Annotated in this window: 14 protein-coding genes; 4 read left to right on the forward strand and 10 right to left on the reverse strand. The window is 72.3% G+C overall.

Annotation, left to right across the window (positions count from 1 at the left end):
- Positions 1 to 76: 76 nt before the first annotated feature.
- The 3 genes from ACZ60J_RS01570 to ACZ60J_RS01580 form a co-directional block, all read right to left on the reverse strand.
- Positions 77 to 718 carry a class I SAM-dependent methyltransferase gene (locus tag ACZ60J_RS01570; RefSeq protein ID WP_469678006.1) on the reverse strand — a complete coding sequence of 214 codons (642 nt, stop codon included), beginning with the start codon at positions 716 to 718 and terminating at the stop codon, positions 77 to 79.
- Between the two features lie 67 nt (positions 719 to 785).
- Positions 786 to 1,748 (reverse strand): AraC-like ligand-binding domain-containing protein, encoded by a 963-nt coding sequence (locus tag ACZ60J_RS01575; RefSeq protein WP_469678008.1) that lies wholly within the window; start codon positions 1,746 to 1,748, stop codon positions 786 to 788.
- Positions 1,749 to 1,903: 155 nt separating this feature from the next.
- On the reverse strand, positions 1,904 to 2,296 hold the full coding sequence (locus ACZ60J_RS01580) for a TOBE domain-containing protein (RefSeq protein WP_469678009.1): 393 nt from the start codon (positions 2,294 to 2,296) through the stop codon (positions 1,904 to 1,906).
- Between the two features lie 271 nt (positions 2,297 to 2,567).
- Here ACZ60J_RS01580 and ACZ60J_RS01585 point away from each other — a divergent pair, with 271 nt between their 5' ends.
- Positions 2,568 to 2,771: a cold-shock protein gene (locus ACZ60J_RS01585; protein WP_469678011.1), complete on the forward strand. Its 204-nt coding sequence runs from the start codon at positions 2,568 to 2,570 to the stop codon at positions 2,769 to 2,771.
- 117 nt (positions 2,772 to 2,888) lie between these two features.
- Positions 2,889 to 3,677 carry a GNAT family N-acetyltransferase gene (locus ACZ60J_RS01590; protein ID WP_469678013.1) on the forward strand — a complete coding sequence of 263 codons (789 nt, stop codon included), beginning with the start codon at positions 2,889 to 2,891 and terminating at the stop codon, positions 3,675 to 3,677.
- 84 nt (positions 3,678 to 3,761) lie between these two features.
- Here the strand turns inward: ACZ60J_RS01590 and ACZ60J_RS01595 are convergent, their stop codons facing one another.
- The 7 genes from ACZ60J_RS01595 to ACZ60J_RS01625 all read right to left on the reverse strand — a co-directional run bounded on the left by ACZ60J_RS01595 (position 3,762) and on the right by ACZ60J_RS01625 (position 10,064).
- A complete protein-coding gene (locus ACZ60J_RS01595; RefSeq protein WP_469678015.1) occupies positions 3,762 to 4,412 on the reverse strand; it encodes a hypothetical protein in 651 nt (216 codons plus the stop codon).
- Positions 4,409 to 4,984 carry an RNA polymerase sigma factor gene (locus tag ACZ60J_RS01600; protein ID WP_469678017.1) on the reverse strand — a complete coding sequence of 192 codons (576 nt, stop codon included), beginning with the start codon at positions 4,982 to 4,984 and terminating at the stop codon, positions 4,409 to 4,411. Before ACZ60J_RS01600 ends, ACZ60J_RS01595 begins: the two co-directional genes overlap by 4 nt.
- Positions 4,985 to 5,158: 174 nt before the next feature.
- Positions 5,159 to 6,421 carry an ABC transporter substrate-binding protein gene (locus tag ACZ60J_RS01605; protein ID WP_469678019.1) on the reverse strand — a complete coding sequence of 421 codons (1,263 nt, stop codon included), beginning with the start codon at positions 6,419 to 6,421 and terminating at the stop codon, positions 5,159 to 5,161.
- On the reverse strand, positions 6,418 to 7,554 hold the full coding sequence (locus ACZ60J_RS01610; RefSeq protein ID WP_469678021.1) for a branched-chain amino acid ABC transporter permease: 1,137 nt from the start codon (positions 7,552 to 7,554) through the stop codon (positions 6,418 to 6,420). The genes ACZ60J_RS01605 and ACZ60J_RS01610 overlap by 4 nt, the downstream gene beginning before the upstream one ends.
- Positions 7,547 to 8,437 carry a branched-chain amino acid ABC transporter permease gene (locus tag ACZ60J_RS01615; protein WP_250747797.1) on the reverse strand — a complete coding sequence of 297 codons (891 nt, stop codon included), beginning with the start codon at positions 8,435 to 8,437 and terminating at the stop codon, positions 7,547 to 7,549. The genes ACZ60J_RS01610 and ACZ60J_RS01615 overlap by 8 nt, the downstream gene beginning before the upstream one ends.
- Positions 8,434 to 9,240, reverse strand: a complete 807-nt coding sequence (locus tag ACZ60J_RS01620; protein ID WP_469679082.1) for an ABC transporter ATP-binding protein — start codon at positions 9,238 to 9,240, stop codon at positions 8,434 to 8,436. Before ACZ60J_RS01620 ends, ACZ60J_RS01615 begins: the two co-directional genes overlap by 4 nt.
- A 26-nt stretch (positions 9,241 to 9,266) precedes the next feature.
- Positions 9,267 to 10,064: an ABC transporter ATP-binding protein gene (locus tag ACZ60J_RS01625; protein WP_469678023.1), complete on the reverse strand. Its 798-nt coding sequence runs from the start codon at positions 10,062 to 10,064 to the stop codon at positions 9,267 to 9,269.
- Positions 10,065 to 10,251: 187 nt separating this feature from the next.
- Here ACZ60J_RS01625 and ACZ60J_RS01630 point away from each other — a divergent pair, with 187 nt between their 5' ends.
- Complete coding sequence (locus ACZ60J_RS01630) at positions 10,252 to 11,439, forward strand: PucR family transcriptional regulator (protein ID WP_469678025.1); 1,188 nt, start codon at positions 10,252 to 10,254, stop codon at positions 11,437 to 11,439.
- Between the two features lie 250 nt (positions 11,440 to 11,689).
- On the forward strand, positions 11,690 to 12,664 hold the full coding sequence (bdeA, locus tag ACZ60J_RS01635; protein WP_469678027.1) for a bis(hydroxyethyl) terephthalate hydrolase: 975 nt from the start codon (positions 11,690 to 11,692) through the stop codon (positions 12,662 to 12,664).
- Positions 12,665 to 12,726: the final 62 nt, after the last annotated feature.

Consider the following 12,726-nt stretch of genomic DNA (forward strand, 5'->3'; position numbering starts at 1 on the left):
ATCAAACAAAATCTTAACACCGGGAAGTACCCGGGGACTACGGCGCCGACGTGTTGCGTGGTTTCGGGGCCTTTGGTCACACCGTCGAGGGACGGCGGGCCAGCACGTGGGCGTCGAGGAAGCCCCGCTCGGAGGCCGGGTCGTGGACGAGCCGGGCGAAGGGGACGAGGCCGGCCCCGGACAGCAGCTCGGCGAACCGGTCCACGGGCCAGCTGTAGGCGGGCGTCACCTTGTGGTCGAAGCGGACCGGCTCCTGCGATCCGTCGGTCGCGAAGAACGAGGCCAGGAGCAGACCTCCCGGCGCCAGGACGCGGACCTGCTCGGCGAGGAGTGCGGGGAGTTCCCCGGGCGGTGTGTGGATCATCGAATAGTGGGCCAGGACGCCGCCCAGCGCCGCGTCCTCGACGGGCAGGGCCTCCATGCGCGCCTCGTCGAAGCGCAGGGCCGGGTGCGCCCGGCGGGCGTGGTCGACCATGGCCGGGGAGAGGTCGAGCCCGAAGGCGTCCAGTCCCAGATCGTGCAGCATGGCCGTCAGGTGTCCGGGGCCGCATCCCACGTCGGCCGCTCGCGCGTTTCCCGTTCCGCGCACCAGCTCTGCGAAGGTGCCGATCATGTTCCGCGAGAACGGCTGTGTCTCCAACCGATTGGCGAAGAGGGACGCGTACAGGTCGACGACCCCGTCGTAGGCCGTCCTGGTCTCGGTCTGATGATCCGCCATGGGCGTGAAGTTAACACCCCTGCGGGTGACCCTCGCGCGCTCTCCCCGGACTCGGGAAGGCGCACCTTCAGGCATTCGGGGAGGAGGCCCGGTGTTCGGACGGGGTGATTCCGTAGGCCTCGCGGAAGGCCCGGCTGAAGGCGGTGGCGCTGGAGAACCCCCAGCGCGCCGCGACGGCCTGGACGGGCTGCCCGTTCAGGTCCCCGCGTACGAGGTCGGCGTGGGCGCGCTCCAGCCGGTTCGCCCGGATGCGTGCCGCGATGCCCAGGTCCTGGTCGGCGAAGAGGGCGTGCAGGGCCCGTAGGGACAGGTTGTGCCGATCGGCGATCACCTGCGGGGTCAGGTCCGGGTCGCCGAGGTTGTTCTCGACGAAGCGGCGGATCCGCTGCAGGGTCTCCTGTGCGCGCACCTCCGCGGGTGCCTCGCCCAGGTCGCCGAGCTGCTGTGCGAGACAGGCGGTGGCCAGGTCGAGGGCGATGGAGCCCATCCCGCGCAGTTCCTCGGGGCTACAGCGCGGGCCGTGCGTGAGCAGGGCTTTGAGGAAGTCGGCGAAGACGGCCCCCGAGCCTCTGCCCGCGCCCAGGTTCTGTGCGAGCAGGCGGTCCATGCGGTTCGGGCGCAGCGCCAGGGCGGGCCGGGGAATCTGCAGCACGATCGCCTCGCCCTGCCCGTCGGCGCTGACGCCTTCGCTCGGCCGCGAGGTGTCCGTGAGTACGAGTCCGCCCGCGACCACGGACTCGCTGCCGCGCTGGGAGATCTTGAAGGCACCTTGGGTGACGAGCGCCAGCTGGACGTGCTCGGGGTCACCGCGCCGCACGTGGGCCGCGGTGCGGCGCGAGAGCACGGGCGAGCACTTCACGGCGGACACCCGCACCACTCCGAGATCAAGGTCCGTGATCTTCGCCCGGAAGTCGGCTGTGTGCCGGGTGCTGAGCATGACGGGCATCACCTCGCTGGACACCGTCTCGCAGAACCAGTCGAACCCGTCTTCGCGCTCCACGACGGTCTCCGACGCCACCGACGCGCCCATGCGATCACCCCCAGCCGTGCTTCCCCGCCGTCACGCGATCACGTATCGGCGACCCGATCCCGGCGGACCGCTCCGGTACGAGCCGACCCGCTTACTGCAGTGGCCAGGGTGCCCACGAGGAGCCCGAGGGGCCCCGTCCCCCGATCCACGGGAGCTCAGCCGCGCGCGATGTGCACGCTGGTCGACTTCACCCGGGCGGTGACCGTCACCCCCGGCTCCAGGCCGAGCTCCTCGACGGCCTCCCGGGTCAGCAGCGACACCACCCGGTGCGGGCCTGCCTGGACCTCCACCTGTGCCGAGACCTCGCCCAGCCTGATGGCCGTCACGATCCCCGGGAACGCGTTGCGCGCCGAGGTGTACGGGGTGTCCCCGTCATCGGCGCCCTCTTGGGCGACCTCCACGCAGAACCCGGCGAGGGCGGGACCCTCCACGATGCGCCGACTGCCCTCACGGTGCGTCGGGAAGCGGCCCGCGTCCGCCCACCGTCGCACCGTGTCGACGCTCACACCCAGCAGGTCGGCAGCCTGTCCCATCGTGTACGACTCCATGAGCACCACCCTACGGGCAAGAGATCGTCGGCCCGTTGACCTGCCTCGGCCCCGCTCGGCGGCGGGCCCGGCCGACCGGAGGCGATGTGCCCATGCCAGGGCAAAACGATCATCGGTTTGCCCTCCTCGTGCAAGTGGGTAGATCATGCCTCGTGATCGGCAGTCGTGTGTCCGAAGTACCGCTTCACCAAGCGTCGGAGGACCAGGGCAAGCACCCCACACCCAAGGGTCCTCAGCAGCGAGGACCCTCGTCCCCGACAGGGAGCACAAGATGGCCACCGGAACGGTGAAGTGGTTCAACTCGGAAAAGGGCTTCGGCTTCATCGAGCAGGACGGCGGCGGCCCCGACGTCTTCGCCCACTACTCCAACATCAACGCCCAGGGCTTCCGTGAGCTCCTGGAGGGCCAGAAGGTCGAGTTCACGGTCACCCAGGGCCAGAAGGGCCCGCAGGCCGAGGACATCCGTCCCCTCTGAGCCGCAGCAGCCTGACGCCCCGCACCGTTTCGGTGCGGGGCGTCGCTGCGTCCGCCTCCGGCGGCGGCGCCCCACCTCGCCGTCGAACCGGTCCGGGCCCCGCCGTACTCTGTCCGGGTGATCCTGCACAGCCTTCACGACCGATCAGACCTGGCCGCCCGCTTCGTACGCGATCCCGCCATGAACCTGATGGAACTCGGCGACCTCGACGACCTGCCGTGGCCCCACACCAGCTGGTACGCCCTCTCTCCGGACGGGCCGGTGGCACTGCTCTACGCGGTCGGCGACGTACCGACGCTGCTGGGCTTCACCCGCCCCGGGCAAGCGGCCGCCCTGGAGGAGCTCGCCGAGGCACTGCTCCCCGTACTGCCGCGGCGCTTCCTCGGGCACCTGACCGGAAACGCCGCGAAGGTTCTGGAATCCGGGTACGTCGCCCAGTCGCACTCCACCCTGCTCCGCATGGCGCTGACCGATCCCGACGTGGCCGACCGGTATCCCGCCGGACCCTGGCAGCCCGCCCCGCTGAGCCGGGCCGACCTCCCGGAACTCCTCGAACTCTTCGAACAGGCCTACCCGGGCAACTGGTTCGACGACCGCATGCTCGACACCGGCCAGTACCTCGGCGCCCGGCAGGCCGGTCAGCTGGTCGCCGTGGCGGGCGTACACGTGCACTCCGCGGCCTACCGGGTCGCCGCGATCGGGAACGTCACCACGCATCCCCGGGTGCGCGGCCAGGGCGCCGGCGGCGCCTGTGTCGCCGCGCTGTGCCGACAGCTGCGCGAGACGGTGGACCACATCGGACTCAACGTCCGTGCGGACAACACCACCGCCGTCCGCCTCTACCGCCGGCTCGGCTTCAGCGAGGTCACGGAGTTCACCGAGGCGCTCTTCACGGCGCGCCCGTAGGGAACCCCTGGGCCCCCCGGCCCCGTGAAGGGGCCGGGGCAGTCCGCATACAGTGTGGGGGACGTGCTGCCGGGCGGGGGCGCGTTAGGGTGCCGGGCTGGCAGCGCGGGACGCCAGCAGTTCCTCCAGTCCCTCGGAGTAGTCGACCGAGCAGGAGGGGACCTTGGAGGTCTCGATCACGCCGAAGCGGGCCCCTCCCTGACCCAGCGGGTAGTAGTCCGACCAGCCGAGCGTGAGCGTGTAGCCCGGCGGGACCGTCTTCGCGTTCACCTTCAGGCCCATGCTGTCACCGCCCCTCGACATGATGTCGGCCTCGGGATCTGCCTGGGGACCCCGGTACCCGCCTCCCATCTCGGAGCACTGCGACGGCGGCTTCGACGGGACCACGGCGACCGCCACTCCCAGCGCCTTCAACCGCTCCGCGAGCGCGGGGACCTGGTGGTTCTCGGGCAGGTCGAACCGGAGCGAGCCATCGGGGTCCCGCTTGATCTCGGGCCCGTCCGTGGCCGAAGGGCTCGGCGAGCCGGTCGGACCGTGCGCGGGCCGGGAGCCGTCGTGGGTACTGCCGGGCAGGGCCATCACGGCGACGACCGCCACCGTCGCGACGCCCACCGCGAGCGGGATGCCATACTGCCGGGCGAGTGACCGGGTGGGGGGTGCGGGCGGCACCTCCGGGAGACGTGCCATGAGCGCCGCCTTGAGGCGCTCCTCGAAACCACTGGGCCTATCGCTCATCGGGATACCTCCAACTGGCCTTCGGTGACGGAGCCCTGGACGGCGCCGAGAGCGCGCCGGGCACGGCGCAGGCGGATACGGATCGTCGCCCCGCTGACGCCGAGGACCTGCGCGGCCTCGGCCGGGGTGAGTTCGTCGACCACCACGAGATCCAGGGCCGCGCGCAGCGGCTCGGGCAGGACGGCATGGCGCTCGGCCAGCTGTCTCAGGGCCCGCTGGGAGTCGATGCGTTCCTCAAGGGCGGCGAGGTCCTCGTCGTCGAGGAGGGTCCGGCCGCTGAGCCGCGCCCGTGCTCCACCCTCGCGGGCCGGCTCATGCCCGCCCGACGGGATGGTGCGGGCTATCGCGAACAGCCAGACGATCGGAGCCCTCCTGCCGGGCCGGTAGCCGGCGGCGGCCGCTCCCATGGCGGCGAGGAAGACGTCCGCGGTCATGTCGGCCGCCAGGTGCGGGTCGGCGACCCGGCGCGTGACGAATCCGAGGACGGCGTCGACGTGTTCCTCGTAGAACGCGCCGAATCCCTCAGGTGTGGTGAGACCCGGCGGTCCGGCCTCGTGTCGTGGGCTGCGCACCCGGTTCCTCCTTCGTACAGGGACCCCGGACGGCTCCCTCATCCAGTACTTGGCCGAAGGCGCCGAAAGCGTTTCATCGGGGGCGGGCGAGCCTGCCCGGAGTACCGGATCCGCACAGACGGACGCCGCCGCCCCGACGCGGGTCGGGGCGGCGGCGTCCTTCCTGCGCGCCGCTCAGGAAGCGGGCGTGAACTTCGTCGCCGCGGGTGCCGCGGTGGCCTCCTTGACCACCTTCATACCGCCCGGGACCTGCGCATCCGGCTTCATGATCACGCTCTGTCGGGTGGAGGGGGCCTTCGGGTCCGAGAAGTCGTGGGTGATGCCGAAGCCGTTGTCGTAGGACTTCAGGCTCAGCAGGGCCGCCCGGATCCCCTCGCGGGTCAGGTCCTTGTCGGCGCAGGCCTTCTTCAGCACCTCCCCGAACAGGGTGCCGGCGGTGAACCCGGCGACCACGCCGTTGTCCAGGCCCGAGTCCGGGTACTCCGCCTTGTACGCGGCGGCCAGGGCGGCCGGGCCCGCCTCGGTCGAGCCGATCGGCAGGGCCGAGGAGGCGACGTAGTAGTCCTTCTGCAGGGCCGCGCCCGCCGGAGTGGCGAGGAGCTGCGGGGAGAAGGCGGAGTTGTTGCCGACGATCGGGACGTTCCAGCCGCCGGCCGCGGCGACTCCGACGAGCGAGGCCGCCTGGCGGGGGCCGGCGCTGATGACCACGGCCTTGACCCCGGCCTGCTTGAGGGCGGCGACCTGGGCCGTCATGTCGTTGTCGGTCGGCTTGATCTTCTGTTCGACGACGGTCAGTCCGGTCTCCGCGGCGATGGCCTTGGCGCCGGTCAGGGCGTTCTCGCCGTAGTCGCCCTCGAAGTAGACGTGACCGATCTTGTCGCCCGAGGCGATCCGCTTCTGGTCGAGGAGGTAGCCGACCGCGTTGATGGTCTCGATGTCGTACGTCGCGCCCACCGTGCGGATGTACGGGCTGCCGAGCAGGGAGGCGGACCAGGCCTGCGGGATGACCAGCCCCTTGTCCTGCCCGTCGATCCGCTGCTTGACGGCGGAGACGAACGGGGAGCCGATGAACTGGGCGAAGCCCAGCACCGAGGGCTCCAGTTCGGTGTAGGCGGCGAGGGCCTTCTGCGGGTCGTAGCCGTGGTCGCGGACCGTCAGCTCGATGGTGCGGCCGCAGATGCCGCCCGCCGCGTTGGTCTGCTTCACCCACAGCTGCTGGGCCTGGGTGACGCTCTTGCCGAGCGAGGCGTAGACGCCGGTCATGTCGGTGAGCGCGCCGAGCTTGATCGTCTTGTCGCTCACCCCGGCTCCGGCCTTGACCCCGCCCGCGGCGGGCTTGTCGCCCTCGGCAGTCTTGGCCTTGCCACTGCACCCTGCGGCGCCGGTCAGGACGAGTGCGGCCGCCAGGACCGCGGCGGCGTGCCTTCTTCTGTTCACGTTCGCTCCTTCGGGGGTGTGGTGCGGGTGCGGACGATCCGGGTGATGCCGGTGAGACCGCCGGGCAGGAACAGGACGGCCACGACGACGGCCGCCCCGTACAGGTAGCGGGAGGCCTCGCCCGGCGAGACCCCGCCCGTTCCGGGGGCGGAGACCAGCGGCAGGGCGTCGCTGTAGCGGGTGAGGAGTTGGGGCAGGAGGGAGACGAAGACGGCGCCCACGACGGCTCCGCCGACGGTGCCGAGGCCGCCGATCACGATCATGGCGAGGTACTCCAGGGACAGCACCATGCCGAAGTAGTCGGGCACGGTGCGCTGGAAGACCAGGGCCAGCAGGACACCGGCGAGCCCCGCGTACATGGACGACAGGACGAAGACGGCGGCCCGGTACCGGGCGACCGGCACGCCCATCACCCCGGCGGCGATGCTGTGGTCGCGCAGGGCGTTCATGGCCCGGCCGGGCCGGCCCCGCAGGACGCCGCGCGCGAACAGGGCGCCGCCGAGGAGGAGGGCGAGGGCGACGTACCAGAGCTTCTCGGCGGACTGGAAGGGGACGGCGGCGATGACGGTCTCGGTGTCGTCGAAGGTGAAGCCGAAGAGCGACAGCGGCTCCACCTCCCGCCCGTTGAACCCGCCGGTGACGCTGGTGGCGTTGAACAGCACGTGCTGGCCGATGAAGATCAGCGCGAGCGTGGCGATGCCGAGGTACGCGCCGCGCAGGCGGCCCGCGATGGGGCTGAAGACGCCCCCCGCCGCCCCTGCGAGGGCGACGGCCAGGAGCGCTGCGAGCCAGCTGGGCAGCCCGAGTCCGACCAGCTCGTGACTGCCGGCCGTACTTCCGTCCCCGGCCAGCGCGCAGTACCCGTAGGCGCCCACGGCGAGGAAGAAGGCGTGGCCCATCGACAGCTGACCGGTGGCTCCGGTGAGCAGGTTGAGCCCGATGGCCCCGATGGCGGCGGCGATGGCGAACAGCCCGGCCTGCAGCCAGAACCGGTCGAGGTAGAACGGCAGCGCGAGGAGCACCAGGACGGCGGCGGCTGCCGCCGCGTTGCGGGTGGTGAGCAGCCGGGTCCGGGAGGCTGCCGCCGGGGCGACGGCCTCGGGGTGCAGCACGGGGCTGCGGGTGTCAGACACGGGCGAGCTCCTTCGTGCCGAAGAGTCCGGCGGGACGGATCAGCAGGACCGCGACCATCACCAGGTACGGCGCCAGGTCGCCGATGCCGCGGCCGAGGAAGGTCAACTGGCTCTGGTAGCCGGTGGCCAGGGCCTCGGTGACGCCCACGATCAGGCCGCCGGCCAGGGCGCCGGAGGTGGAGTCGAGGCCGCCGAGGATCGCGGCCGGGAAGGCCTTGAGAGCGGCGAGGGAGGTGGCGCGCTCCAGGCCGGGTGTGGGGAAGACGGTCAGGAAGAGCGCGGCGACGGCCGCCAGCGCCCCTGCCACGGCCCATGCCGCGAGCGAGACCCGGCCCAGCCGTACGCCCATCAGCGCGGCGGTCTCCGGCTGTTCGGCGGCGGCGCGCATGGCCACGCCCCAGGAGGTGTGCCGGAACACGAGCAGGAACACGGTGATCAGCAGGCCGGCGGCGAGGATGGCGGCGATCCGGGTCTGCGGCACGGTGACCGCACCGAGGTGGACGACGCGGTCGCCCCACGGGTCGCCGAGCGAGAGCACGTCGGTGCCGAGGCGCCGGGTGAGGTCGGTGATGAGGAGGATGTCGACGCCGATGGTGACGATGGCCAGTACGCTCTGGTCCTGGCCCCGGTAGCGCCGCATCACCAGGAACTCGATCGCCGCGCCCACGGCGGCCGCCGACAGGGCGCCGGCCAGGAGCGCGCCCCAGAATCCGAGCTCCTCGTGCAGGGTGGCGGTGACGTACCCGCCGGCCAGGAGCAGCGAGGCGTGGGCGAAGTTGACCACTTCGGTGGCTTTGAAGATGACCACGAAGCCGAGGGCGATCAGGGCGTAGACGGAGCCCATGGAGAGCCCGCCGAGGAGCAGTTCGAGGAACGTGGTCATGCGGCCGGCTCCTCCTCTCCGAGGTACGCGCGGACCACCGCGGGATCGTTCTGCACCTGCGCGGGAGTGCCGCCGCCGATGCGTTTGCCGAAGTCGAGTACGGTCACCGCGTCCGCGAGCCGCATCACCACCCCCATGTCGTGTTCGACCAGCACGATCGAGATGCCGAGGCCGTCCCGGACGCCCGCGATGACGGCGGCCGTGCGCTGCCTCTCGTCGGCGGTCATGCCGGCGACGGGTTCGTCGAGGAGCAGCAGCCGCGGCTCCATGCACAGGGCCCGGGCCAGCTCGACGAGTTTCTGCTTTCCGTACGGGAGGGAGCCGGCGGGCGCCGCGAGGTCGCCCTCCAGCCCAACGAACTCGGCGATCTCCCGCACGCGTTCGCGGTGCCGGCGGTCTTCGCGCGCGGCGGCGGGCAGCCGCAGTCCCGCGGCCAGGAAGCCGGTCCGCATCAGCCGGTGGCGCCCCAGCAGGAGGCTGTCGGCGACGGTGGTGTGCGGGGGCAGTGCCAGGTTCTGGAAGGTGCGGGCGATGCCGAGGGCGGCGACGGCGTGCGGGGCGAGGCCGGTGAGTTCGGCGGCGCCGAAGCGGACGCTGCCGGCGGTGGCCCGGTACACCCCGGACAGCACGTTGAAGCAGGTGGACTTGCCCGCCCCGTTGGGTCCGATGACGGCGTGCACGCTCCCGGGGTCCACCGTGAAGGAGACGGCGTCGAGCGCGGTCAGGCCGGCGAAGCGGACAGTGACGTCGGTGACGGTGAGCGGCGGTGGGGAGGCGTTGGTGTCCACGGCGTTCGTATCCATGGCGTTCGTGTTCACGTCGTCCGCGTTCATGCCGACCACCTGCGCAGTTCCCGCCGTGCTCCGGCGGCGGCCGTGTCGGGCGCCGCCTCGTCGGTGATGCCGAGGTAGCGGCGGCGCACCTCGTCCGAGGCGGCCAGCTCGGGGGCCGGGCCGTCGAGGGTGACCTCGCCGACCTCCAGGACGTAGGCGTGGGAGGAGAGCCGCAGCGCCAGGGCGGCGTTCTGTTCCACGAGGAGGACCGAGGCGCCCGAGGCGTTGATCTCGGTGATGGTCTCGGCGATGGTGGCGGCCATCTTCGGCGCGAGCCCGAGGGTGGGTTCGTCGAGCAGCAGCAGCCGAGGGCGGGCCATCAGGGCCCGGCCGAGGGCGAGCATCTGCTGTTCTCCGCCGGACAGCAGTCCGGCCCGCTGGCGGGCCCGCCGGGCCAGTACGGGGAACAGCTCGTGGACCCGGGCCAGGGAGCGGGCCGTGTCGGCGCGGGATCCCGCACGGCCGCCGAGGGCCCCGGCGCGCAGGTTGTCCGCGACGGTCATCCGGGTGAACACCTTGCGCCCCTCGGGCACTTGGACGACTCCCGCGGCGACGACCCGGTCCGGGGTGAGCCCGTCCAGCGGCCTGCCGTCGAAGCTGATGCTCCCGCCCGTGACGGCTCCCCGGTGGAATCCGAGCGTCCGGGACACCGCGCGCAGCAGCGTCGACTTCCCCGCGCCGTTCCCTCCGAGTACGACGACCACCGCGCCGGCGGGCACGTCGAGCGATACCGAGCGCAGTGCCCGGACCGGCCCGTAGCCGATGGACAGCTCACGCACCTGTAGCGAACCCACGTCCTCTCCTTCCTCTGGGCGGCCTTGTGCTGGCGCACACACCAGCACCGGGCCGGGGCGGGCGTCCACGGGCCGATGCGGAATCGCTGCCGATGACCAGCCCGGACGGGAGCGTGTTGTGCACGCGCACAGACCTCCGGCGCGGGCCCCTTTCGGCGGCGGATGCTGGGTGACATCCTCTGCGGCCATGGGTGGACGCAGATCGCGCACGGAGCAGGAGTGGTCGGTCCTGGTGTCGGCGGCGGACGTACTGATCGCCGACATTCCCGGACTCACCGACCAGCTCATCAGGGACCTGGCGAAGCACTCGCCGCTGTTCGACCTGGCCGTTCCGCGGGACGAGCACTGGCAACAGGTCAGCGAGGCCATGCACTACGGGATCGAGGCCTTCGCCGCGCCCCGGTCCGGCCCGCGCAAGGACCTCGTGTACGCGGAGGAACTGGGCCGCCGCCGGGCCGAACAGGGGCTGCCGCTGGACCTGCTGCTCTACGCGTACCGCAGAGCGGGCCGGCTCACCTGGGACGCGCTGCTGGACATCGTCACCGAGAAGGATCCGGAGGCCCTGCCCGTACTGGCCCGCGCGGCCGGGGCCATGTGGGCGGGGATCGAGCAGCAGGCGGCCGCGACCGCGGAGGCGTACCGCACCGCCGAGCTGGAGATGCGCCGGCGCAGCGACGAGCGGGCCCAGGCCCTGCTGGACGCCCTGCTGGAGGGGGACACGGCGCCGGCCCTGGCCGCCCAGGTGGCGCTGGCCCTGGACCTGCCGGAGCAGGGGCGGTACGCGGTGGTGGTGCTGCCGGCCGACCGGGGGGATGCGGTGCACCGGGTGGCGGCGGCGGGCGGGATGCGGCTGTTCTGGCGGATGCGCACGGAACGGGAGCTGGCCGTGGTGGCCCTGGGCGACTCCTCGCCGGCCGAGCTGGCGGCGGAGCTGGCGGACCGCTGCCCGGGGCCGGGCGGGATCAGCCCGGTGGTGGACGGGTTGGCCGAGCTGGGCCGGGCCCGGCGGCTGGCGGAGACCGCGCTGCGCACCTGCGGGCCGGACGAGCGGGTGCTGGTGCGGCTGGCCGAGCGGCTGCCCACGGCCTTGGTGGTGCGCCAGCCCGAACTGTCGGCCGAGCTGGTCCAGGCGGTGCTCGGCCCCCTGCTGGAGCTGGACCCGGCGGACCGGGCAATGCTGCTGGAGACCCTCGACGCGTGGCTGGCGGCGGAGGGTTCCGCGGGCCGCGCGGCGAGCCGCCTGTACTGCCACCGCAACACGGTCTTCAACCGCCTGCGCCGCCTGGAGGCCCTGACGTCGAAGTCCCTGTCCCGGCCCCGCGACCTCATCGCGCTCACCCTGGCACGGGACGCGTACCGGCTGTCGGGCGGCTGAGGGCGCTCCGGTGCGTCCCCTGACGTGACGGGCGTGTGCCGTGACGCGACGGGCGTGTGCCCTGACGTGATGGGCGCCTCCCCCGGCGAGACCGGTGATTCCACCGATGTGCGGTCGCGGGGTGCGCCCTGACAGTGGTCCGGCCAGCGACAGCGGCGGGAACCACCGTCAGGCGGCAGGACCTCGGCGACCAGCCCGGGACCGGCCGCCGCCGGAACGGCTCCGCCACGACCGAGAGGACGACTCCGTCGTGCACCAGGAACACACAGGCAACACCCACCAGGGCGCCACCGACCACGGCGCCGCCGCCGGGAAGGGGCGCCCCGTCGGCCCCGCCCCCCGCGGCGGGAAGCGGCTCCGTCCGCTCGTGGCCGCCCTGGCGGCGCTCGTGAGCATCGGCGCACTCGCCACCTTCACGGCCTCCGGGGCTCAAGCCGCGGCGAACCCGTACGAACGCGGCCCCGCACCGACCACGTCGAGCATCGAGGCCCTCCGCGGCCCCTACGCGGTGTCGCAGACCACCGTCTCCTCCCTGGGGGTCACCGGCTTCGGCGGCGGCACCATCTACTACCCGACCTCCAGTGCGGACGGGACCTTCGGCGCCGTGGTGATCTCACCCGGCTTCACCGCCTACCAGTCGTCCATCGCCTGGCTGGGCCCGCGCCTGGCTTCGCAGGGCTTCGTCGTCCTGACCATCGACACGCTCACCACCCTCGACCAGCCCGACAGCAGGGGGCGCCAACTGCTCTCCGCCCTGGACTACCTGACGGAGCGCAGCACCGTCCGCACCAGGATCGACGGCAGCCGGCTCGGGGTGATGGGCCACTCCATGGGCGGCGGCGGCACCTTGGAGGCCGCCAAGAGTCGGCCCTCACTGCAGGCGGCGATCGCCCTCACGGGCTGGAACACCGACAAGTCCTGGCCCGAGATCAAGACGCCGACCCTGATCGTCGGGGCCGACGGCGACACGGTCGCACCGGTCCTCACGCACTCGGAGCCCTTCTACACGAGCCTCCCCGGCTCGCTCGACAAGGCCTACCTGGAACTCAACAACGCCACGCACTTCACCCCGAACAGCCCGGACACCACCATCGCGAAGTACAGCGTTGCGTGGCTCAAGCGGTTCGTCGACAACGACACCCGCTACGAGCAGTTCCTCTGCCCGGTGCCGAGCCCCAGCCTGGCCATCGAGGAGTACCGGGGCACCTGCCCCCATACCTCCTGAGCCGACCCCGGAAGGCGGGAGGCCCGCAAGGTCCGGCCTCCCACCTGCCGCATCCGGTCTTC

This window comes from Streptomyces sp. NPDC104226, assembly GCF_055584085.1.

Coding starts and splice junctions, on each gene's coding strand:
- ACZ60J_RS01620 (WP_469679082.1), bottom strand. CDS start 9,240: ATGGATACGAACGCCGTGGACACCAACGCCTCCCCACCGCCGCTCACC.
- ACZ60J_RS01595 (WP_469678015.1), bottom strand. CDS start 4,412: ATGAGCGATAGGCCCAGTGGTTTCGAGGAGCGCCTCAAGGCGGCGCTC.
- ACZ60J_RS01615 (WP_250747797.1), bottom strand. CDS start 8,437: ATGACCACGTTCCTCGAACTGCTCCTCGGCGGGCTCTCCATGGGCTCC.
- ACZ60J_RS01630 (WP_469678025.1), top strand. CDS start 10,252: ATGGGTGGACGCAGATCGCGCACGGAGCAGGAGTGGTCGGTCCTGGTG.
- ACZ60J_RS01570 (WP_469678006.1), bottom strand. CDS start 718: ATGGCGGATCATCAGACCGAGACCAGGACGGCCTACGACGGGGTCGTC.
- ACZ60J_RS01575 (WP_469678008.1), bottom strand. CDS start 1,748: ATGGGCGCGTCGGTGGCGTCGGAGACCGTCGTGGAGCGCGAAGACGGG.
- ACZ60J_RS01580 (WP_469678009.1), bottom strand. CDS start 2,296: ATGGAGTCGTACACGATGGGACAGGCTGCCGACCTGCTGGGTGTGAGC.
- ACZ60J_RS01585 (WP_469678011.1), top strand. CDS start 2,568: ATGGCCACCGGAACGGTGAAGTGGTTCAACTCGGAAAAGGGCTTCGGC.